Origin of the sequence: Nostoc sp. KVJ20 (assembly GCF_001712795.1) — a bacterium.
GTDB lineage: Bacteria > Cyanobacteriota > Cyanobacteriia > Cyanobacteriales > Nostocaceae > Nostoc.
Genome location: NZ_KV757651.1, coordinates 37,917 through 58,794 on the forward strand (window position 1 = coordinate 37,917; position 20,878 = coordinate 58,794).

Here is a 20,878-nt window from a genome sequence, read left to right on the forward strand (position 1 = left end):
CTTGACTTATGTAGATGCACTCTGGCAGTATTTTGAGTTAAATGACTGTATATCTAGCAGTGTGTCTATTAGGTAATACACAACCTGACACCAAAAGCAAGTGCCAGCGGCAGGAATTTTGTTAAAAAATTTCCATGCTACTGCCATAGTTTACCCAGAGGCGATTGATTTAGCCAATTGATAAACAGCGATCGCTCGGCTTCTGGCATATCTTCTAGCTTATAAATCACTTGTTTGGTAAAATTGGCATTGCCAAAATAGGCCTTTCCTAATCGATGCAGTTCTTGTAACAAGATAACTACATGATTTTCTTGCCAATCAGGTATTTTGGCTGCCGGCAAAGGATTAGTAGATACTAAATATTTCACTGCCTCTAGGGAAGATGCTTGAGGAAATTGTTTCTGTTGTAATACTTCTGCAATATCTTTCTCAAATAATGCAGCTTGCCTAGCACCTAAAAACTCTTCAATGTCGATAGAAACACCCTGCAACAGCAAAATACCGGCTTGGATTAAAATCGCCGTTTTGCCATGACCCCCTGTATCACTATCCAGCTGCTCTAAACGGATTTTGCCCCAAACGCTAAAACGTTCCGGTTCCTCCAGTAAAACACAGGCTTTACCTCGGTTATCCGTTAATTCTCTCCATAAGGCTCTAGCTTCTTCCTCTTGACTAGCTTTGAAAACACTAATCAAGCGAAAAGTCTGCCCTTGATAACTGAGAATCGGCACCTGCTGATCCTTTTTTGGGTGCTGAATGCTTGATATTTCAACATCCTGCCGTTTGAGAATAAACATGGCACTAGCAAATAACTCCTCACAGGGGCACTCTTAATATGGAATATATAATGGCATTTGGCAGTATCGCCAAGGCTGAAATTACCTAGCATACTTTGGAAATGAGCCTAGCGATCGCCAAATCCTTCCCGAAGGTAGCCGCCCAGAGGGCGTTGGCGCTAACGGGCAAATAACCCCTTGACAACACAATATATCTAAACCAATACCCCATCTGTTTCGTTTTGGGTGTAGATGAACTAACTAGCGACTAGCATCTTAGCCTTGCTAGTGGTAAATCTGCAATTTTTGATTGCTTCTTGGTAGGTGAAGACGATATAATAATGTAGGTGACTCTTTCGGGAGCCATTATTTTGTTTTGGGCGCGTAGCTCAGTGGATAGAGCAATTGCCTTCTAAGCAATCGGTCGCAGGTTCGAACCCTGCCGCGCTCGTTTTAACTTAATATGAACCCTCAAGCACCGTCAAGTGATATGATCATTTCTACATTTGAGGGTTCGTTTTGCTGCATCATACTAAGAACAAGGGCGATATTGCTGCAACCAAAGCGATCGCCGATCTAACGCTTAAAGGATACTTGATTCTCACGCCACTTGTTTGTGAACATTTACCTTTTGATTTTGTTGTCTACAAAGACGATAAATTTTACAAAATACAAGCTAAATACGCAGCAGACAATAGGGTAGTCAATAAAACTATTTGGGTAGATAAAAATGGGACTCATCAAAAGAAGTACAAAGTAAATGACTTTGAATTTTATGCTGTTTATCTGCCTGATATAGATAAAGTTGTTTATCCATCAATTAACTTTGATGGTTGCTACATAACTACCCAGATACCTAATTCAGCTACACCGTTTTACTGGTGGGAGGATTTTACAGAATTTACTGAAGCAGCATCTAAGCGAACCTACAAGGAGTTTGGCGTTGATTTAACAACCAGAAAGGTTAACCCAGACTCTAGGATTCATACCAGAAAAGTTGAAAGACCATCGAAAGAAGAACTAGGAAAACTAGTTTTGGAAAAGCCAACTGCACAAATTGGGAGAGATTTTGGCGTGTCTGATAAGGCTGTAGAAAAGTGGTGTAAAGCTTATGGGGTAGAAAAGCCACCCAGAGGGTATTGGGTGAAGAAAGCTTATGTAAAAGTGGAAGAACAGTTAACAGCCCATAACGAGGAGGAAACAAGTCCTGACCTTAGCCTGAGTAAGGATGTGAATTTCTGAATACTAAAGCGGTTTAAGTTGGTCTAAAAGTTTAGCATCAAGATATTTTTTCTATAACATCCACTGAATTATCACACCATTTTGCAACTACAGCAGTAAGAACACCTTTTGCAATTTGCTCAGATATGTTCAACACTTACTGTTCCTTTAGAGGTTGTTTGAAAAGTAGTATGTTGTGATTTTAATCGAATTATTACCCCCCTTAGTCCCCCCTTATAAAGGGGGGAAACAATAAAATCCAGTTCCCTCCCCTTATAAAGGGGAGGGCTAGGGTGGGGTAAAAAAATTTTATACATCAATCATGACTTTTCAAACATCCTCTAAGACACATTTAGGATAATCTAGGATGTTTTAGGACTGCTAAGTATCTCTGGAAAAAGCCCGTGACGAGGATTGAACTCGTGACCTCACCCTTACCAAGGGTGTGCTCTACCACTGAGCCACACGGGCGAAATTTGATTTTTCAGCTAGAAGTTAAAATGCTGGGAGTTTTGATGCTTTCCCAGTCATTATAACTTATAACTTCGTAAGTGGTGGGCCGGGCTGGATTTGAACCAGCGTAGGCGCAAGCCAACGGATTTACAGTCCGTCTCCATTAACCACTCGGACACCGACCCGATTTGTCTCACGATTTAAAATCTTAGCACCATGTTTTATAAATTGCAAGTGATTAGAAAAAATAACTTTTGGGTAGAGATCGCAACAAAACTGCGTCTCTACCATCTGGATAAAAATACTGGTTACACGCTCATTTCCAGCATTCGTTGCATTGGTCGCAGTGCAGCAAGGCGAATATCCTCTGACATGGTAATTTCGGGAGTACGATTTTTCATTGCCCAGTAGAGCTTTTCTAGGGTGTTTAACCGCATAAACGGACATTCGTTACAAGCACAGTTATTTATCGGTGGTGCAGGAATGAAGTGCTTTTCAGGAGCTAGTTTTTGCATTTGGTGAATGATTCCCGGCTCCGTAGCAACGATAAATTCTTTAGTAGGGCTACTTTGACAATATTTGAGTAAAGCGGCTGTGGAGCCAATAAAGCTGGCGTGGCGCAATACACTACTTTCACATTCTGGGTGTGCGATCGCCTCTGCTTCGGGATGGGCAATTTTTAACTGGACAATTTTCTTTTCCGAGAAGGTTTCATGGACAACACAGCTACCTTGCCATAGCACCAAATCTCGTCCAGTCTGTTCCATGACATACCGCCCCAAATTCCGATCTGGGGCAAAAATAATCGGCTGTTCTTTCGGTATCTGCTGCACAATCTTCACAGCATTGGAACTGGTGCAAATAATATCACTCATCGCCTTGATATCAGCAGAGCAGTTGATGTAAGACACCACCAGATGATCTGGATGCGCTGCTTTAAAAGCTGCAAACTCCTCTGGTGGACAACTGTCGGCTAAAGAACAACCAGCATTCAAATCTGGTAAAAGTACTAATTTATCGGGATTGAGTATCTTTGCTGTTTCTGCCATGAAATGGACACCAGCAAAGACGATCACATCCGCATTGGTTTTTTCGGCGGCTCTTGCTAGTTGTAATGAATCCCCAATAAAGTCTGCAATATCCTGAATATCTGGCTCTTGATAATAATGCGCCAGGATAACTGCGTTGAGTTCTTTTTTGAGACTCTGAATCGCGGCAAACAAATCTAGTGGTAGTTCACCCGGTTGGGTTTTTTCTCGTTGAGCTAGTGCAGTAGTAAACACAGTTAGGGGGTGCTTTAAATTGCAAATTTATGTCCTGTGGAATCAATTATAGTAGTTTTTACCAAAAATAGTGGACGGTTGATATTTTGGGGTTGTGTCCAAATCCGGCTGAGTTTCATATCCTGGAGATAGACGGCAAGGAAAGTGGCATGACCAGTCAGAAAACTCAATCGATAACCCTCAAAATTGCTGTAATTGGAGATGTTCACGACCAATGGGAAGTGGAAGATGGTATTGCACTCAAGCATCTGGGTGTTGACTTAGCGCTGTTTGTTGGGGATTTTGGCAACGAGTCGGTGGAAGTGGTCAGAGCGATCGCATCTCTCGATATTCCCAAAGCAGCCGTAATGGGCAACCACGATGCCTGGTACACCGCCACCGAATGGGGACGCAAAAAGGCTCCTTATGACCGCTCTAAGGAAGACTGGGTACAGGAACAACTCGATTTATTAGGCCCGTCCCATGTCGGTTACGGTAAGCTAGATTTTCCCGCTTGGAATTTAACTGTAGTGGGGGGTCGTCCTTTTACCTGGGGTGGCCCAGAGTGGAAATTCGCGGAAATCTGTCAAGAACGTTACGGTGTGACGAGTTTGGAAGAATCCGCCGATCGCATTGTGAAAGCGATCAAAAGCGCCGCTTACGAGACGATTATATTTTTGGGTCACAATGGGCCGAGTGGGTTAGGCGATCGCCCCGAAGACCCTTGCGGCAAAGACTGGCACCCAATTGGCGGCGACTTTGGCGATCCAGACTTTGGCGAGGCGATTTCTCATGCCTTGACTGCTGGTAAAACCATTCCTCTGGTGACATTTGGTCACATGCACCGAGATTTACGCCATACCAAGAAGGTGCAGCGCAAACCCATCTTTAGAAGTCCAGAGGGGACAATTTACTTGAATGCGGCTAGTGTCCCCAGGATTGTGGAAAATGACAGCGAGAAGTTGCGTAATTTTTCCATTGTCACCCTAGAGGCAGGTGTGGTTTCGCAAGTTTCCCTAGTTTGGGTAGGGAATGACTTTCAAGTGGCTAAGGGGGAAATTTTGTACGAGCGATCGCGGATTGTGTCGTAGACATTCGCATCCAGTAGTGCAATCTGCGTAGATAATAGGGTATAGTATGATCTGTCAAGTTTAGTGCTAACCAACAAAAGCGCCTGAATAGCGTCTGAAACTAGGATCAGCACAAGTTTGACAGATTTACTGGAGAGGTGGCAGAGTGGTCGATTGCGTCCGACTTGAAATCGGATGAGGCTAAAACCTCCGGGAGTTCGAATCTCCCCCTCTCCGTTGAATGAATGTTGTTATCAAGTAGTACACCTGTTTTGCATCTACAATATATCCAAATTGATGCACAAACAGTTTTTGGTTAACTACTGATGAAAAATCTAAATATTAAAGAAGAAGCTCGCAAATTGATTGACAAGTTGCCAGAAAATTCTACGTGGGATGATTTGATGTACCAAATTTATGTTCGGCAAACTGCTGAAGCTGGACTAGCGGATAGCAAAGCTAGTAATGTTATTTCTGCACAAGAAGTACGGAAAAAATTTGGATTACCAGAGTGAACGTTTACTAGACAGCAACAGCAGTATAAAATTTTTCAGCGATTTAACTTTAAAATTTATTAATTATATATTGTGCTAAAGAGTCATACTCTTTATCCATTCTATCCATTAAATCTTGCTGAGAGTCTGACCATTTACGTGAAGTTTTATTTGGCTTTTTTGTCATAGCCAAATATTTCAGCGGAAGATTTAAGTGTTGAATATGGCTAGCTCCATTATTTAGATCCTCAATTTTTGCTATTGGCTCTGAATTGACAAAATCAGGTACACATTGATAAGGAATCTTAGCCTGCAATTGAGGAATTAGTTGCTTTTCTACTTCTTCTTGGACATTTTTTAAATGTACTTCATCAATCACAGTTTCTTTACGTTCACGAAGGGAGGGAAATCTAATACTATCAAACCCATTGTAAATCCAACCACCCCATTTTGGCTTACCCTTGGATGGAATAAAATTATCAAAACTATTGGACTCTTTATAACTACGTTCTCCTAATTCCCATTCATTAATAAACTTTGGCAACATAGCGCCAATTAAAGTAATACAATAAGCAGAAAATAAATCAGCCGTGCAGGGGACTAAAAAATAGTCTGAACAGTATAAAGCAGAACGAACAAGTGTATTAAATGCAGGCGGTAAATCAATTAATACATAATCATATTCTTTGCCTTCTTCTTTAAGAGTGTTGACTAAAAGAGAAGGAATTAAGAATTTTCTCAACCCTATACCTAGTGTTAAATCATTACCTACATCAAGTGAATCAGCATGGCGATTTAGCCAAAAGTCACCCAATACCACATCTATTACTTGACTTTTAATCCTATTTTGCTTTTCAAAAAAGCTATCTTTCATAAATATTTCATAATCATTACTTTTTCCTTTTCTTAGACTACTAAGCAAATTAGTATATTTAGGCTGATAAATGTAAACCTTGGGGATTTGATTTTGGACATATGATTGTGCGTAAGCTCTAATTGTTCTAGCTAAGGGATATTCTGTTGATTGTTCAAGATACTTAGCCAACTCTTGATAACCAATTGTTATTAAAGACAAATTACATTGGGGGTCAAAATCTATAACGAGGACTCTTTTGCCTGCTGTTGCTAGTGATGCACTCAAATTAAAAATAGTAGTTGTTTTACCAACTCCACCTTTGTTATTAAAAATTGAAATAATTTTGGTGTCCATAATTCTCCTTTATTTGGAAACTTAAATCTCGAATTACTGAATTAATTGTTCTAATTTTGTTTTAGTGTTTCATTAAAAACTAATTTTATTTAAAAATTAATGTTATTTATTATACTACGAAAAATAGCTCATGTTAGTGTAATGTTTGCCATTCAATAGCAATGATTGATACTAAGTAAGCAAAATATCGAATAAATCCAGTTTCTAACTTCGGCTGATTAGAAACTCACTGTGCGATCACACCCCCCTTCTGCTTGCATTGTGCTATCATTTTGGTAAATTCTACTTTGAGGTAAAGCGATGGCTACCCTTTATGTAAGAAATTTACCCGATGATTTGTATGCAAAACTGCAAGAGTTAGCGGCATCTGAACACCGTTCCATTAACGCCCAAGTTATAACTCTGTTAGAACAAGCTTTAAAAACTGAAGCACAGCAAACGGAAGACGAAAGACGAAAGAATGTCCCAAAACTTTTAGAGGAAATCCGTCTTCGCCGTGAAAAGCTACCAACTGATATCGAATGGCCTGATAGCACTGCCATGATTAGAGAAGATCGGGACAGATGACAATTCCTCTTAGGTGCGTCGTGGATGCCAGTGTGTCCGTTAAGCAATTTATTCCTGATCCGCTAACAGCCAAGGTTAATCAACTGTTTGCTCACCTTGCCTATCCTCAGACAGAAATCTTTGTACCTGACTTATTTTATATTGAGTGTGCAAATGTTTTGTGGAAGTATGCCCGTGCAGGTAGTTACGATGTTTCTCTGATTCAGGGGAATTTAGCTAGTCTCAAAGCTTTCCCTTTGTATGTTGTCTCCACAGCTGACTTGATGGCGGATGCAGTTGCGATCGCATTAAATTATGGAATCTCCGCCTACGATGGTTCTTATGTCGCACTTTCACAGCAGGTAGGTGCTGCTTTGCAGACTCTAGACGGCAAGCTGGTAAAGGCTTTAGCTGGTTCGTCTTACAATGTTTCCTCGTTTAATGACTTCGAGGTTCCGCCGTTAGAGTCTATGTAGAAGCGATGTCTTCGACGGGCTATTAGAGTCTATGTAGAAGCGATGTCTTCGACGGGCTATGCCTACGCTTTCCTCACCATATATTCAACCCCAAAGCATTGAATGAGGCTAAACAAATCGATAGGAACTCAGAATTGGGGAAATTAAATTTTTATCACTGACTTATCTTAGTTGCAATAAAATTAGTTTGTAAAGCAGGGAATAAACCTGCTGTTTTTTAATATTCAATTGTCAAAAATGTCTTTTACTTATAACCGCACGGTTCGTTTTCAAGATACTGATGCTGCTGGGGTAGTTTATTTTGCTAACGTTTTGGGTATTTGCCATGAAGCTTATGAAGAATCTTTAGAAGCATCAAGTATTAATCTCAAAGATTTTTTTACTAATCCGTCTGTGGGGTTTCCGATTGTTCATGCTAGTGTTGATTTTTTGCGCCCTATGTTTGTTGGGGACAAGTTGCTGATTAGCTTAATTCCCCAAAAAATAGGTGTTGATAAGTTTGAAATTACTTACGAGATTACAGTGAGTGAGGTGGTAGTTGCTAAGGCTATTACTCGTCATGTTTGTATTGATGTGAGTAGTAGAAGTAAGCAGGAATTATCTGAAGAGATAATCCAATGGTTGGAAACGAACCGCAGAGATGCTGAAGGCGTAGAGAGAAGAAAGTCGAGAGAGATTATGTGATGGAATTATGGAGGAATTCTGTGGCAATTTTCTGTAGCTGTTGGCGGTTAATTTTACCTTGAGAGTTACGGGGTAAGTTTTGCTGGGGAATCCAATATTTAGGGATTTTAAATTTGCTGAGTTTGTCTTTGAGTAGAGTTTGGATTTTTAAGGCAGAGGTATCTGATTTTTTGGGGATGTAAATCGCTGTTAAGGCTTGCCCCCAGTGTTTATCTGGAATGCCGATGACACAAATATCGGCAACCATTTGAGTTGATTGTATAGCTGATTCAATCTCTGCTGGATAAATATTTTCTCCACCTGTAATAATTTTGTCGCTGTTACGTCCGACTATATTTAAATGTCCTTGTTCGTCTAAAAACCCTAAATCATCTACTTGGAAATCACTTTGACTTTCTCTAATTTTAGGATAGTAACCAAGGGCTAAAGATTGAGCATGAATGGTGATATTTCCTATTTGATTGGAATTTAAAATTTCGCCTTGCTGATTGCGAATAGTTACTTTTGCATGGGGAAGAATTTGACCACTGCTAATTTTACCTCTCAGAAAATCATTTGGTTTGAGGGTAGCAATTTGAGAGGCGGTTTCTGTCATGCCATAAGTAGGTGCTAACCGGATACGGTGAAATCTGGCTTTTTCTAGTAGTTCGTTCCATGCTGGCGCACCTCCCAAAAGTACAGCATTAAATTGGGATAGCCATTCAGTTAATTCTGGATTTTGCAGGAGGCGTTGTAACTGTGTTGGCACTAAAGATATGAAAAATTCTGATTGTTTAATATTTAATATTTGACCTGATTCTACAGCTTTAAATGGTTGAATAGATAGTTTACCTGCGGTAGTGAATGAGCGCATAAATTGCATTAAACCACTAACGTGATATAAGGGCAATACGCAAAACGAATTGACTTGTTTTAGTTCAAAGTATTCTGTAAATCCTTGTACCGATGAGATGAGAGTTTCCCAAGTGTGAATGGCAAATTTAATTTGTCCTGATGAACCACCTGTAGGAATCATAATCAGTGGGCATAGGGCATTGGGAATTGGGCATTGGTAATTATTTCCATTCCCTATTCCCCATTCCCTATTCCCCATTCCCAAAATAATATCTGGCTGTACTAAATCAAAGACTTGTTGCCATTCTTGTTTTCCCCAATCATGGTTACAAAGAAAAACTGGACAATTCGCTGCACAAGCGGCAATAAAACTGGCTAAAAATCGTAATGGTTCACGTTCAGCTAAGATGATTTTTGGTGGTGTTCCGCACGCTGATAATTGTGTTAGTTCTAAATATAATTCTTGAGCTATTTGATTAAATTGATGGCTGCTATAACCCATAAGCCAATCATTTTGAGCTAGGTTATTAAGACAGTCTAAAGGTCGTTCCATAAACTTTGAAGCCACGTTTCTTCTTGTTCAAAAAAATGGTCGATGCCAAAACCAACTGCCCGGTTATTTTGGGATAATTCTCTTACTAGTTGGAGTGCTGCAAGTCTAGCGATCGCAGTTTCAAATACTGATGAGAATACAGTATCAATTTGATGCTGGTGGCAAAACTTTCTCAGACGAGATGGCGATCCGACTATCCCAGGCTTGATGACAAAAATCCCTCGCCAACCTTGTTGATAACAAACAGCGAGTTGTTTAAGCGTGGCGACAGATTCATCTAAAGCGATCGCAGTCTCATAACTCATACTCAATTCCAACATCTGCTGAAATTGCTCAACGGGTAACGGTTGTTCGATAAATTCAATTTCTATGGGTAGTTCTGCATTTGCTTTGAGATTGTCGCAAGTCCGCAGCCATAAGTTAGCTTCTTCATAGGTGAGTCCACCGTTGGCATCTAATCGCAGTTTGGTAGAGGCTGGTAAGGTATGTATCAATGACTCAAAAATTTCTAGTTCATCAGCGATCGCATACACTCCAATTTTCCACTTAAATGTGCGATATCCCTGCTGCCACAAAGTTTCCCATTGATTTAAAGCTGCTTCCCCAGATGGTAATAAGCCACTGAAAGATTGGGCATGGGGCATTGGGCATGGGGCATTGGGCATTGAAAAGAATTCACTCCCACACGCTGACTCAAAGCCAAATTGACAAGCTGGTAACTCATCTGGGATGGAAAAAATTATCTCGTCTGTGATTTCTCCTGGAAGTTGGCGACAAAAATCTAAGGCTTGTTCTAAGGTTTCGGAACCAAACCAGCTAATGGGGGCGATTTCTCCCCAGCCAACTCTACCTGATTCATCGGTGAGACGGAGGATAATACCTTCACGAATATCCCACTTACCATGATTAGTGGTAAGCGATCGCAAAAATCTTCGTTGATATGGACGAAATTCAAATCTGTAGTCATTAGTCATTATTTCCCTTTGTTTAAATGCCCAATGCCCAATGCCCCATGCCCAACTAAAGAATAAATCCCAAGCCGAACAACGAGCAAGCCCAGAAATGCACGGCTACGGCGATGAATTTACAGTTACTAACTTTGTCCGGCTGGTTGTGATTTTCTTGGACGTGGCGGCATAATTTGACAGCGAAGGGTAAACTCACCCAACTTAGCAACGTCCAAGCTGGAGAAATCCCCAATAGCACAAACAGCAAGGTGAGGGGATAAATGCTAGCAGTAAACCAAACTAGGACTTGGGCCCCTTTTTGGGTTCCGAGACGGACGATAGGCGATCGCTTACCTGCGGCTATGTCATCCTTAACTTGGTGAAAGTGTGAGCAAAATAAAATTAAGGTTGTGGCAATCCCAACAATTACTGAGGCTGCTAAACTTGTCATTGACCAAGTTTGGGTTTGGCTGTAGTATGCTGCCTCCACTGCTAAGGGGCCAAAGGCAAAAAAGCAAAGAATCTCGCCTAAACCCTGATATCCTAAGCGAAAAGGAGGCCCTTGGTACATATAGCCCAAACCACAGCATAGTAGGATGATGCCGATCACAGTTAGGTCTTGTTGCCAAAATGCGATCGCTAGTATGCCCAGCAACCCCAAACCTAAACACAAATTTCCTATCCAAAATATTAATGGCTTATTGCCTGTTAAGTTCACCAGAGAATGGTGCTTATTTTGATCAATACCTGTTTCAGAATCAAACACATCATTACTGATATTTTCCCAGGCAAGAATTAAGATTGCCGCAGCTACAAAAGTAGAAAATACTACAGCATTGAAAATTTTAGTTTCGGCATAAGCTACTGCTGTTCCTACCCAAATGGGCATAATGGCAACGCTATACATTGGCGGTTTAATCGCTGCCATCCATAACTTAGTGTTGGGATATAAAATTTGCTTGGTAGTCATCAGTCGTGATTAATTAAATTGCCGGAATATTACTCACACTTTAGATTTTATGATTTAAAGAGACGCTAGATATGGGCGATATACAAATAACTGTCACTTTTATGATGGCTTGTTAACCTTGTGTTGTTAACACTCACACTTACGTTGCAGTCTCAGTCCAAAACTGTCTTATCATGGTCTGGGAACACCACAAATAAGCCAAACCCTACCCTGGTGAAATAGCAACTTAATATGTTACCTGTAAAAATACGACCACGATTAATTACACTTTAGGAAGTTAACTTAAAAAAAATTTACTATCGTTAGATCCATGACAGTTTCACCATGTCGTAGTAACTTGTTTGTAAAGCACAAAGATTTATATCAATTTCTGGTAGCGGTGCAAGAAAAGTGCGTCAAAAATAATTGCAGACAAATTGTCAGTGTCTCCCAAGAAATTGATTTAGTTGATCCTTTACTTGTATTAGATAAACTTACACAAGCAAATGAAATAAATTTTTACTTTGAGGACAGAGGTAAAGGAGAAGCGATCGCAGCAATTGATGCTGTAGCAAAATTACAGATTGATGGCTCAGACCGTTTTAATCAAGCAGAATATTTTATCAAATCTTGTCTAAAAAATATAATTAATTTTGGTAACGCAAACCAACCTTTTTCTGGGCCTCACTTTTTTTGTTATTTCAGTTTTTTCGATAAAAATGCCCAAGTAGATTATCCATTTCCATCTGCTACCATTTTTCTTCCACGTTGGCAAGTAGCTGTAAAAAATCAGCGTTGCATATTAGTAACAAATATAATTATCAATCCAAATGTAAATATTGAAAGATGGTTGGAGAAAATCCAAAATAAAATTGAATTTATCCAAACTTTAGAAAATCACTCTGCTAATATTGATTATTTTCCTACAAACTTATATAAAAAATCTGTCACCAACTCTGCTCAATTTAAACGTTCAGTAGTATCTGTTTTGGAAAAAATTCAGTCAACTCATTTAAGTAAAATTGTCCTAGCAGATATATTAGATGTAAAATCAAGTAACCACTTTAACTTAGTTAAATCATTAAATAATCTTAGACAAAATCATCCTAATTGTTATATCTTCTCTACAAGTAATGGCAAAGGACAAAATTTTATTGGTGCAAGTCCAGAAAGATTAATTAGTATTAATAATAAACAGTTAATCACTGATGCTTTAGCTGGTTCTGCGCCACGAGGTAAAACCCCTGCTGAAGATGCAGCTAATGCCAATCGCTTACTAAATAGTGAAAAAGAAAAGCATGAACATTCCCTAGTGCTTGATTTCATTACACAACGACTATGCCAGTTAGGTTTATTACCGCAAATATTAGCACCACGACTGCGACAATTATCGAATATCCAGCATTTATGGACACCAATCAGTGCTATGGTTCCCGCTGACATACACCCATTAAAGATTGTCGGACAATTGCATCCGACGCCAGCTGTTGCAGGTGCAGCGCAAGATGTAGCTTGTGCCGAAATTCGTCGTTATGAAAGCTTTGAAAGGGGTTTATATGCTGCGCCTCTAGGTTGGATAGATTCTCAGGGAAACTGCGAGTTTATTGTGGGAATTCGTTCAGCATTAATTGATGGCGATCGCGCGAGATTGTATGCTGGTGCTGGTATCGTCGCTGGCTCCGATCCTGACAAAGAGTTTGCAGAGGTGCAGCTTAAGCTTCAGGCGTTATTGAAAGCATTAGTTTAAAGAGAGTTCCAAATAAAAAAATATCCAAAGATTTCTCTGTATGAGAGGATATTTTTTAGTTCCAGTATCGTAGATACTTTATGAAAATAGAAGTAGTAAAAGCTACTCAACAACAGAAGTCAGTGCTGTGTAATTATAATGGAACTATACCAATATGACTTAAGTGATATAGAAGCTAAAGATGTAGATATCTGCGGCTTGTTTGGCTATCGATATCTTGATTACTATTGGACAGAACCAGAGCGACACCCATTTCTGGTTAAAGTTAATGAGAAACTGGCAGGGTTTGTACTTGTTAATCAGCAAACTTACCTTTATCAAGATAACAATGCGATGTCTATTGCTGAGTTCTTTATCCTCAAGAAGTATCGAAGTCAGGGTATTGGTAAACAGGTAGCTACTCACATTTTTGATCAGTTTCCTGGCAGTTGGGAGGTACGGCAAACTGCTTTGAACTTAGGCGCACAAGCTTTTTGGGGTAAGGTAATTAGTCAATACACTAATGGAGCTTTTAACGAGGTTTTTTTAAACGATCATCGATGGCATGGCCCAATTAAAACTTTTGACAACTTAGATAAACTATTAACATAAAAAATACACCGATTTATCCGGTGTATTTCTAGCGTTACTAGAGCATATACTTTTGATGATATTTTACACTAAATCCTGATGAGTAAAAGCTTTAGCATTAGCCCCGGTGTAAGTAGCGACAATATGACCATCGCCAGTCATTTGATATTTGTATGTCACCAATCCTTCTAAACCAACGGGGCCGCGGGGAGGCATTTGTTGTGTACTAATTCCTACTTCTGCACCGAAACCATAGCGGAAGCCATCAGCAAATCGGGTAGAACAATTGTGGAATATGTTGGCTGAATTTACCAGTCCAAAGAAAGTTTCTACAGATGCAAAATCTTCAGAGATAATGGCATCGGTATGACGAGAACCATATTCGTTAATATGTGCGATCGCATCTTCTATAGAGTCTACAATCTTGATCGACAAAATAAAATCGCTATATTCTGTTTCCCAGTCGGTTTCTATTGCAGGTACAATGTTAGGTAAAATTTTCAAGGTGCGTTGATCGCCTCTTAATTCTACATGGCGTTCTTGCAAAGCCTCAGCAACTTTTGGCAAAAATTCTGTAGCAATTGATTGATGAACTAACAAAGTTTCAATTGCATTACAAACAGCAGGATATTGGGCTTTCGCATCGACGGTAATCGGAACTGCTTTAGAAATATCGGCGGCTTTATCTATATAAAGATGACAAATTCCGTCGGCGTGTCCTAGTACCGGAATCCGTGTATTTTCCTGTACAAATCTGACAAAGGAATTAGAACCTCTAGGAATAATTAAATCTACATATTTATCTAATTTCAAAAGTTCTAGAGTTTCTTCTCTAGTTGTCAACAACTGTACTGCATCTGGATTAACAGCAGTTTGAGATAATCCCTGTTTAATTGCTTTAACGATCGCTTCGCAAGAACGCACCGCTTCCTTTCCACATTTGAGGATGACACCATTTCCCGATTTGATTGCTAAAGAAACAATTTGAATCGCCGCCTCTGGACGGGCTTCAAAAATAATCCCCAAAACTCCTAAAGGACAGGTGATGCGTTTGAGAATTAAGCCAGTGTCAAGTTCGCGGTGAATCTGCACTTTACCAATTGGATCGGCTAGCTTACCAACATCTCGGACTCCAACGATCGCATCTCTTAATTTATGTTCATCCAACTGCAAGCGTTTATAAAGCGGTTGGGGAATACCTTCGGCAGTAGCAGCTTTACAATCAGCAACATTTGCTTGTAAAATTTCATCTCTAGCTGATTCTAAAGCTTGAGCGATCGCCTCAATCGCCTGATTTTTTGCCTCAGTGGAGAGAATCGCTAGCTTACTTGCAGCTTGGCGGGTTTGTCCTGCGATCGCAATTAGGGGAGAAGCTATATCAAAAATAGTCATAGTACAAATCTTTACCTTTTCTTCATCTTATCAATCTCAGGTGATGTTCATCATTCGTCTTCCTCCAATCGGGTGAACCATCTGGGTAATCAATAATTACTCTGATCGGGTGAAGCAAGACTTGGTTCAAAACATTTATTCTGTGATTATTGAACACAGATAAGTAAAATGTAATAAATTTACATTCCCAGCAATATTCTAAGTATTATCACGGTCTATATCTGAAAGTCTTAAATATGATTTATGCGTTCCCTAGGCTAGAGAGACATAATAATTTATGTTTTTCTAGTCTTTTACTTAAGTAGATAATTTATACTGTCATTATTTAAATTTTTACGAAATTGCAGTGACAATCGCTGGATCTATTGAGTATTGATAGATTAAATACCACTCCTTCACTAGGGAGATCCTATGTCATTGCAATCTGGGTTAGACGCTTTAAAACAAAAACGTTATCAAGAAGCGGTTGAATTACTCGAACAATTTTGCCGTGATTGTGTAGAACACGATTCTTCAGATTATCTTTCAGCACAGATGTGGCTGATGAAAGCCTATCAAGCCACAGGCGAAACCGAAAAAGCCAAGACCCTGTGCCAAAAGTTAATGATGAGTGAAAACCCACAGGCTCGCAGTTGGGCAGAACAAGCTAGTCAATCCTTCCGTCAAACGCCAGCAACCCAGTCTAACGCCAGCCAAAAAGCTGGTCGCGCCGCTACCACTGGGATGAAATTAGCGATGGGGGGTGTGGGTGGTAGTTTGGCATTAGCTTCTGGTGTCACCATGACCTTGCTGTTTGGCATGGTGTTGGCTTTAGGTTTGAGCTTGGTATTTATTATAGGTAGCGATGATCCACTCCAAGGATTAGCGATCGCCATTGGTATTACCCTAGTTTTTAATATCGCCGCCTTTTTCATATCTCCATTCATCATGGACTTAACCCAAGGCTGGCTTTACCAAACTCGCTGGGTAGAGTTAGCAGAAGTTGAAACCCTCAGTCCAGAGACAGCTAAAGTTATTCGCCAAATCTGTGAGCAGAAAAAGCTGAAAATGCCACGTTTGGGAATCATTAACGACCAAAACCCCACAGCTTTTACTTATGGTTCGTTGCCAAACAGCGCCCGTTTAGTTGTCAGTCAAGGACTTTTCACATACTTGGATGACGATGAAATTGCTACTGTTTACGCTCACGAACTGGGGCACATCGTCCACTGGGACTTTGCAGTGATGACAGTAGCTTCTACCTTAGTGCAAATTTGCTATCTAATTTACATTACAGCCAGAAGATTGGGACGTGGCGGTGGCGATAGCAAAATCAAAGATGCGATGCAAACTGCTGGTCTAGTTGCCTACGTGTTTTATGTCATCGGTACATATTTAGTGCTGTACCTCTCCCGCACACGAGAATACTTTGCCGACCACTTTGCAGCCGAAAGTACAGGTAATCCCAATGGATTATCCCGCGCTTTAGTGAAGATTGCCTACGGAATTTTAGAAGAAGGTTCGCGCACACAAGAACCCAGCCGTTTAATTGAAGGGACTCGCGCCTTGGGTATCTATGACCATAAAGCCGCCGCTTCCACAGGAACCGCCTACCGCATTTCATCCGATACCCAAAAAATTGGTCGTGTCTTTCTGTGGGATATGTTTAACCCTTGGGGCTGGTGGATGGAGTTAAATTCAACTCACCCATTGACAGGTAAACGAGTTCGTGCATTAAGCAACTATGCCGAACAATTGGGTTTACCGACTGAGTTTGATATGGGGCGAGTTATTGGAGAAGGTAAAAATCTTAATAAAAGTAGGCTTTACGGCAACTTCTTTTTAGATGTTGTACTGTATGGCGCTGAAACAATTGGTTTCTTTGTTGGCTTGGTAATGGGTGTAATTTTGTGGTCAAGTTCTCCAAACACAGGTTTGGTAATAGGTGCGCCACTAATTGGCTTAGGGATAGGAATTCTGGTCAAAGCCTTGGTGATGTTTCCTGACTACAAGCAAGCACCAGAAACCGACATTCTCACCTTAATGTCAGACCCCTACGCCAGTCCGTTGCGTGGACAACCAGCAAAACTTGAAGGTCAACTCATTGGTCGTGGCGATGCTGGTTATAAATTTGGTTCAGATTTAAAAATTCAGGATCGTAGCGGGATGCTTTATCTGCATTACGCCTCACGCTTTGGCCCCATTGGTAATTTCTTGTTTGGGATGAAGCGAGTCCAAAGCTTAATTGGTGAACAAGTTGGGGCTGTAGGTTGGTTCCGTCGAGGTGTTGCACCTTGGATGGATCTGATTCAACTCCAGAGTGAAAATGGCACCATTGTCAACAGTTACCATCGCTTCTGGTCATTCATCCTTGGCGGTGGATCGATTATCCTGGGAGTGGTCTTGACTATGTTTTTGAGCAGCAGATAGCTAATTTCTAGGCTGCTGTCAAAGCATTTCTCAGTCCATCCAAGCTTTAATTTGTCAGGAGGTGGTTCTTCGTAACTGCCTCCGCTTTTTTATGGTGATACGAGTTTGTAGTAATGTCTGAAACCCTTAAGTAGTCGGACACAATTAAATTCATTGGTGGAGATAGGGAACAGGTTACAGGTTACAGGGAAAAACTTGTGTAATTAATTCTGTCTGATTACTTAAGCCCAACTGTACGCTAAAAGCTGATCTCAAAACTATTACTCAAACATAGAGGTTTGTCTTGCAAACGCGACTTCTAGAAAGTCAACTAGACACAATATAGCTATCTCAACCTCTAACTATTATCCTAAAATAAGGAATTGATAAAGAAATCCATTTAGAGTGCTGTGCAGCAACAAACATAATAAGTAGATTTAAGCGATTTAAGCAAATTTTTTTAAAGCTTAAGGAGGGCCTGATGGTTATAGCAACAGTACCAGGACAACAGGTCAAAATTGGCCCAACCAAGTTGTTGATTAACAATGAGTGGGTAAATAGTGTCAGCGATCGCCGATTTGAAACAATCAACCCGACTACAGGTGAGGTAATCTGCGAAGTATCAGAAGCAGACGCCCCAGATGTAGATAACGCAGTCCAAGCGGCCCGCAACGCCTTCAATAGTGGGGAATGGAGAAAGATATCTGCGACCCGTCGCGGCGAGTTGCTTTACAAATTAGCTGACTTAATTGAGCAAAATATCGATGAGTTGGCGCAGCTAGAAACTCTCGACAACGGCAAACCATTACAAGATTCATTAGGTGATTTGGGTCTAGTCATCGCCTGCTATCGTTACTATGCAGGCTGGGCAGACAAAGTACAAGGCAAAACTATTCCGATTAACGGCCCATACTTCTGCTACACTCGCCATGAACCTGTGGGTGTAGTTGGTCAAATTATTCCCTGGAATTTTCCCCTATTGATGCAGGCGTGGAAGCTAGCGCCAGCTTTAGCAACTGGTAATACTGTAGTTCTTAAAACAGCGGAACAAACACCATTATCAGCGCTGCGGGTAGGTGAGTTAATTATTGAAGCAGGTTTCCCCCCTGGTGTGGTGAATATTTTATCAGGATATGGCCCAACCGCCGGGGCTGCGATCGCTCGTCACATGGATATTGACAAAGTGGCATTTACTGGTTCCACTGAAGTCGGTCATCTAATTATGGAAGCGGCGGCCAAAAGTAATCTGAAGCGCGTCACATTAGAACTTGGTGGTAAGAGTCCTAACATTGTCTTTGCCGATGCTGACATGGATGCAGCGATCGCAGGTTCCCACGATGCCATATTCTTTAACCAAGGGCAGTGCTGTTGTGCTGGTTCGCGGCTATTTGTCGAAGAAAAATGCTATGACGAGTTCGTTGCTAGAACTGTAGAAAGAGCGAGAGTGCGAGTTGTCGGTAATCCTTTCGATGCGAACACAGAACAAGGGCCGCAAGTAGACAAAGACCAATTTGATCGAGTGATGAGCTATATCGAATCTGGAATGCGCGAAGGTGCACAGATGCTATGTGGCGGTAATCGAGTCGGCGACAAGGGTTATTTTATCGCCCCCACAGTCTTTGCAGATGTCCGCGATGACATGAAGATTGCTCAAGAAGAAATCTTTGGCCCAGTGATGAGCATCATCAAATTCAAAGATATCGACGAAGTAATTCAACGGGCGAATGCCACCATGTACGGACTCGCCGCTGCGGTTTGGACTCAGGATATCACCAAAGCTCATGCGATCGCGAATAATCTTCGAGCAGGTACTGTTTGGGTAAACTGCTACGACGTATTTGATGCTGCTGCACCCTTTGGTGGATTTAAACAGTCTGGTATTGGTCGAGAACTCGGCGAATATGGCTTGCAGCAATATACCGAAGTTAAGACCGTTACCATCAAATTGTAGTTCGACTTGAATCTAGCTTTAACCATGTTCATCCCCCTAAATCTGAAAAAAATCAGTTTTAGGGGGATGATAATTGTGATATTTGATATGGGGTGGGCATGATAAATAGATTATGCATACAACCCCAAAACAATTCTGATGATAAATGCGATCGCTACTAGATTTCGCCAACTTCTAGCTGGGAGAAAAACCCCAATTGGCAGATATGACCGGAAAAACAAAACCAGGCGTTCCTTAGCACTGTATACCTGCATAGGATTAATAGGTGGAATTCTGGCATTGTTGTTAATGACATCCCCAGGACTAGCCCAAAAACCACAACTCCAACAACCTTTATTAGTAGCTACACGAGTTATACCGCCTTTTGTGCTACCAAACAAAGGTGAGCTATCAGGATTCAGTATCGACCTCTGGCGCAATATCGCTAACCAAATAGGTGTAGAGTCTAAATTTATTGAATATTCCTCTGTACCGGAACTGCTTTCTGCTATTAAGGACAACAAAGCTAATTTAGGGATTTCAGCTATTTCGATTACAGCCGAACGCCAGGAGAATTTTGATTTCTCATTACCCATTTTTGCTGGGGGGCTGCAAATTATGGTAAGAAACTCAGAAACCAACGACAATGCCTTCCCAAATATTTTCCAATTGTTTTTCTCAGCTAGTCTGTTGCAGGTAATAGGCGTTGCCCTAGTGCTAATTGTTGTAGCAGCCCATATTATTTGGTTATCTGAGCGCAATCATAAAGATGGGATGATTCCCAAATCATACTTTCCTGGCATTTTCAAAGCCTGTTGGTGGTCAGCTGCCACATTAGCAACCCAAGCTGATGAAATGCCCAAGGGAGTACTAGGACGCTTAGTAGGTATTATCTGGATGTTCATTGGAGTACTTTTTGCCGCCTACTTTACAGCCAGCGCTACTACCTCATTGACAGTACAACAGCTTCAGGGCGATATCAGGAGTATAGACGATTTACCTGGCAAGGTAGTGGCCACAACTGCGGGCAGCACAGCCGCCACATATATGCGAGAACATAAGATTTCAGTTCTAGAAGTTAACAAGATTGATCAAGCTTACAATGCTCTGCAAACCAAAAAAGCTGATGCCGTGGTATTTGATGCACCTGTACTTCTTTTCTATGCTGCTAATGAAGGCAAAGGGAAAGTACAGATTGTTGGCAGTATCTTACGTGAAGAAAGCTACGGCATCATTCTGCCTAACAACAGTCCCTACCGCAAACCAATTAATCAGGCCCTACTAAATCTTAAAGAAAATGGCACTTATCAATCGCTATATGATAAGTGGTTCGATGCTGAAAAATCTTGAAGAAGGGAATGGGGAATGGGGAATGG

The 20,878-nt window shown here is 40.9% G+C and carries 19 protein-coding genes and 4 tRNA genes; 13 read left to right on the forward strand and 10 right to left on the reverse strand.

The features are described 5' to 3' along the window. Positions 1 to 137: 137 nt before the first annotated feature. Positions 138 to 797 (reverse strand): Npun_F0813 family protein, encoded by a 660-nt coding sequence (locus A4S05_RS22985; RefSeq protein WP_069072114.1) that lies wholly within the window; start codon positions 795 to 797, stop codon positions 138 to 140. Between the two features lie 357 nt (positions 798 to 1,154). On the opposite strand from A4S05_RS22985, the gene A4S05_RS22990 reads away from it, so the two are divergent. Together A4S05_RS22990 and A4S05_RS22995 are read left to right on the forward strand one after the other, a co-directional pair. Further along, a tRNA-Arg gene (locus tag A4S05_RS22990) sits at positions 1,155 to 1,227 on the forward strand. Positions 1,228 to 1,295: 68 nt separating this feature from the next. Continuing rightward, positions 1,296 to 2,018 (forward strand): group I intron-associated PD-(D/E)XK endonuclease, encoded by a 723-nt coding sequence (locus A4S05_RS22995; protein ID WP_176727074.1) that lies wholly within the window; start codon positions 1,296 to 1,298, stop codon positions 2,016 to 2,018. Between the two features lie 378 nt (positions 2,019 to 2,396). Here A4S05_RS22995 and A4S05_RS23000 read toward each other — a convergent pair. The 4 genes from A4S05_RS23000 to A4S05_RS42690 form a co-directional block, all read right to left on the reverse strand. Beyond that, positions 2,397 to 2,468: transfer RNA gene (locus A4S05_RS23000), tRNA-Thr, on the reverse strand. 81 nt (positions 2,469 to 2,549) lie between these two features. Then, positions 2,550 to 2,635 (reverse strand) — tRNA-Tyr (locus A4S05_RS23005). 123 nt (positions 2,636 to 2,758) lie between these two features. Continuing rightward, a complete protein-coding gene (gene nadA / locus A4S05_RS23010; protein WP_069072115.1) occupies positions 2,759 to 3,733 on the reverse strand; it encodes a quinolinate synthase NadA in 975 nt (324 codons plus the stop codon). Positions 3,734 to 3,747: 14 nt separating this feature from the next. Continuing rightward, positions 3,748 to 3,903 (reverse strand): hypothetical protein, encoded by a 156-nt coding sequence (locus tag A4S05_RS42690; protein ID WP_181927937.1) that lies wholly within the window; start codon positions 3,901 to 3,903, stop codon positions 3,748 to 3,750. On the opposite strand from A4S05_RS42690, the gene A4S05_RS23015 reads away from it, so the two are divergent. The 3 genes from A4S05_RS23015 (at position 3,883) to A4S05_RS23025 (ending at position 5,297) form a co-directional block, all read left to right on the forward strand. Further along, on the forward strand, positions 3,883 to 4,803 hold the full coding sequence (locus A4S05_RS23015; RefSeq protein ID WP_069072116.1) for a TIGR04168 family protein: 921 nt from the start codon (positions 3,883 to 3,885) through the stop codon (positions 4,801 to 4,803). The two genes, A4S05_RS42690 and A4S05_RS23015, sit on opposite strands and share 21 nt — an antisense overlap. 131 nt (positions 4,804 to 4,934) lie before the next feature. Then, positions 4,935 to 5,019 (forward strand) — tRNA-Ser (locus tag A4S05_RS23020). A gap of 89 nt (positions 5,020 to 5,108) precedes the next feature. After that, positions 5,109 to 5,297, forward strand: coding sequence for a hypothetical protein (locus A4S05_RS23025; RefSeq protein WP_069072117.1), 189 nt, complete (start codon positions 5,109 to 5,111; stop codon positions 5,295 to 5,297). Positions 5,298 to 5,346: 49 nt separating this feature from the next. Here A4S05_RS23025 and A4S05_RS23030 read toward each other — a convergent pair whose 3' ends face one another. Beyond that, on the reverse strand, positions 5,347 to 6,486 hold the full coding sequence (locus A4S05_RS23030; protein WP_069072118.1) for a ParA family protein: 1,140 nt from the start codon (positions 6,484 to 6,486) through the stop codon (positions 5,347 to 5,349). 300 nt (positions 6,487 to 6,786) lie between these two features. On the opposite strand from A4S05_RS23030, the gene A4S05_RS23035 reads away from it, so the two are divergent. The 3 genes from A4S05_RS23035 to A4S05_RS23045 all read left to right on the forward strand — a co-directional run bounded on the left by A4S05_RS23035 (position 6,787) and on the right by A4S05_RS23045 (position 8,192). Further along, positions 6,787 to 7,053 carry a FitA-like ribbon-helix-helix domain-containing protein gene (locus A4S05_RS23035; RefSeq protein ID WP_069072119.1) on the forward strand — a complete coding sequence of 89 codons (267 nt, stop codon included), beginning with the start codon at positions 6,787 to 6,789 and terminating at the stop codon, positions 7,051 to 7,053. Then, entirely contained in the window at positions 7,050 to 7,508 is a 459-nt protein-coding gene (locus A4S05_RS23040) for a type II toxin-antitoxin system VapC family toxin (RefSeq protein ID WP_069072120.1), read from the forward strand. The genes A4S05_RS23035 and A4S05_RS23040 overlap by 4 nt, the downstream gene beginning before the upstream one ends. 237 nt (positions 7,509 to 7,745) lie before the next feature. Continuing rightward, on the forward strand, positions 7,746 to 8,192 hold the full coding sequence (locus A4S05_RS23045) for an acyl-CoA thioesterase (RefSeq protein ID WP_069072121.1): 447 nt from the start codon (positions 7,746 to 7,748) through the stop codon (positions 8,190 to 8,192). Here the strand turns inward: A4S05_RS23045 and A4S05_RS23050 are convergent. Genes A4S05_RS23050 through menA form a run of 3 tightly spaced genes read right to left on the reverse strand, consistent with a single transcriptional unit; the run spans position 8,185 to position 11,496 of the window. Further along, complete coding sequence (locus A4S05_RS23050) at positions 8,185 to 9,579, reverse strand: 2-succinylbenzoate--CoA ligase (RefSeq protein ID WP_069072122.1); 1,395 nt, start codon at positions 9,577 to 9,579, stop codon at positions 8,185 to 8,187. The two genes, A4S05_RS23045 and A4S05_RS23050, sit on opposite strands and share 8 nt — an antisense overlap. Further along, a complete protein-coding gene (locus tag A4S05_RS23055; protein ID WP_069072123.1) occupies positions 9,564 to 10,553 on the reverse strand; it encodes an o-succinylbenzoate synthase in 990 nt (329 codons plus the stop codon). Before A4S05_RS23055 ends, A4S05_RS23050 begins: the two co-directional genes overlap by 16 nt. 46 nt (positions 10,554 to 10,599) lie before the next feature. Beyond that, on the reverse strand, positions 10,600 to 11,496 hold the full coding sequence (gene menA / locus A4S05_RS23060) for a 2-carboxy-1,4-naphthoquinone phytyltransferase (RefSeq protein ID WP_069072124.1): 897 nt from the start codon (positions 11,494 to 11,496) through the stop codon (positions 10,600 to 10,602). Positions 11,497 to 11,806: 310 nt separating this feature from the next. Here menA and A4S05_RS23065 point away from each other — a divergent pair, with 310 nt between their 5' ends. Then, positions 11,807 to 13,222 (forward strand): isochorismate synthase, encoded by a 1,416-nt coding sequence (locus A4S05_RS23065; protein ID WP_069072125.1) that lies wholly within the window; start codon positions 11,807 to 11,809, stop codon positions 13,220 to 13,222. Positions 13,223 to 13,360: 138 nt separating this feature from the next. Further along, a complete protein-coding gene (locus A4S05_RS23070; protein WP_218107972.1) occupies positions 13,361 to 13,813 on the forward strand; it encodes a GNAT family N-acetyltransferase in 453 nt (150 codons plus the stop codon). A 63-nt stretch (positions 13,814 to 13,876) separates the two neighbouring features. Here A4S05_RS23070 and A4S05_RS23075 read toward each other — a convergent pair whose 3' ends face one another. Beyond that, positions 13,877 to 15,184 carry a glutamate-5-semialdehyde dehydrogenase gene (locus A4S05_RS23075; RefSeq protein WP_069072126.1) on the reverse strand — a complete coding sequence of 436 codons (1,308 nt, stop codon included), beginning with the start codon at positions 15,182 to 15,184 and terminating at the stop codon, positions 13,877 to 13,879. A gap of 411 nt (positions 15,185 to 15,595) precedes the next feature. On the opposite strand from A4S05_RS23075, the gene A4S05_RS23080 reads away from it, so the two are divergent. The 3 genes from A4S05_RS23080 (at position 15,596) to A4S05_RS23090 (ending at position 20,852) form a co-directional block, all read left to right on the forward strand. After that, positions 15,596 to 17,593 carry a zinc metalloprotease HtpX gene (locus A4S05_RS23080; protein WP_069072127.1) on the forward strand — a complete coding sequence of 666 codons (1,998 nt, stop codon included), beginning with the start codon at positions 15,596 to 15,598 and terminating at the stop codon, positions 17,591 to 17,593. A gap of 460 nt (positions 17,594 to 18,053) precedes the next feature. Beyond that, complete coding sequence (locus tag A4S05_RS23085) at positions 18,054 to 19,523, forward strand: aldehyde dehydrogenase family protein (RefSeq protein ID WP_069072128.1); 1,470 nt, start codon at positions 18,054 to 18,056, stop codon at positions 19,521 to 19,523. Between the two features lie 138 nt (positions 19,524 to 19,661). Next, positions 19,662 to 20,852, forward strand: coding sequence for a transporter substrate-binding domain-containing protein (locus A4S05_RS23090; protein WP_069072129.1), 1,191 nt, complete (start codon positions 19,662 to 19,664; stop codon positions 20,850 to 20,852). The last annotated feature ends 26 nt before the right edge of the window (positions 20,853 to 20,878 follow it).

Excerpts from the sequence above, each read along its gene's own strand:
- A4S05_RS22985 (WP_069072114.1), bottom strand. The coding sequence starts at position 797 with ATGTTTATTCTCAAACGGCAGGATGTTGAAATATCAAGCATTCAGCAC.
- A4S05_RS23015 (WP_069072116.1), top strand. The coding sequence starts at position 3,883 with ATGACCAGTCAGAAAACTCAATCGATAACCCTCAAAATTGCTGTAATT.
- A4S05_RS23025 (WP_069072117.1), top strand. The coding sequence starts at position 5,109 with ATGAAAAATCTAAATATTAAAGAAGAAGCTCGCAAATTGATTGACAAG.
- A4S05_RS23030 (WP_069072118.1), bottom strand. The coding sequence starts at position 6,486 with ATGGACACCAAAATTATTTCAATTTTTAATAACAAAGGTGGAGTTGGT.
- A4S05_RS23035 (WP_069072119.1), top strand. The coding sequence starts at position 6,787 with ATGGCTACCCTTTATGTAAGAAATTTACCCGATGATTTGTATGCAAAA.
- A4S05_RS23040 (WP_069072120.1), top strand. The coding sequence starts at position 7,050 with ATGACAATTCCTCTTAGGTGCGTCGTGGATGCCAGTGTGTCCGTTAAG.
- A4S05_RS23045 (WP_069072121.1), top strand. The coding sequence starts at position 7,746 with ATGTCTTTTACTTATAACCGCACGGTTCGTTTTCAAGATACTGATGCT.
- A4S05_RS23050 (WP_069072122.1), bottom strand. The coding sequence starts at position 9,579 with ATGGAACGACCTTTAGACTGTCTTAATAACCTAGCTCAAAATGATTGG.
- A4S05_RS23055 (WP_069072123.1), bottom strand. The coding sequence starts at position 10,553 with ATGACTAATGACTACAGATTTGAATTTCGTCCATATCAACGAAGATTT.
- menA (WP_069072124.1), bottom strand. The coding sequence starts at position 11,496 with ATGACTACCAAGCAAATTTTATATCCCAACACTAAGTTATGGATGGCA.
- A4S05_RS23065 (WP_069072125.1), top strand. The coding sequence starts at position 11,807 with ATGACAGTTTCACCATGTCGTAGTAACTTGTTTGTAAAGCACAAAGAT.
- A4S05_RS23070 (WP_218107972.1), top strand. The coding sequence starts at position 13,361 with ATGGAACTATACCAATATGACTTAAGTGATATAGAAGCTAAAGATGTA.
- A4S05_RS23075 (WP_069072126.1), bottom strand. The coding sequence starts at position 15,184 with ATGACTATTTTTGATATAGCTTCTCCCCTAATTGCGATCGCAGGACAA.
- A4S05_RS23080 (WP_069072127.1), top strand. The coding sequence starts at position 15,596 with ATGTCATTGCAATCTGGGTTAGACGCTTTAAAACAAAAACGTTATCAA.
- A4S05_RS23085 (WP_069072128.1), top strand. The coding sequence starts at position 18,054 with ATGGTTATAGCAACAGTACCAGGACAACAGGTCAAAATTGGCCCAACC.
- A4S05_RS23090 (WP_069072129.1), top strand. The coding sequence starts at position 19,662 with ATGATAAATGCGATCGCTACTAGATTTCGCCAACTTCTAGCTGGGAGA.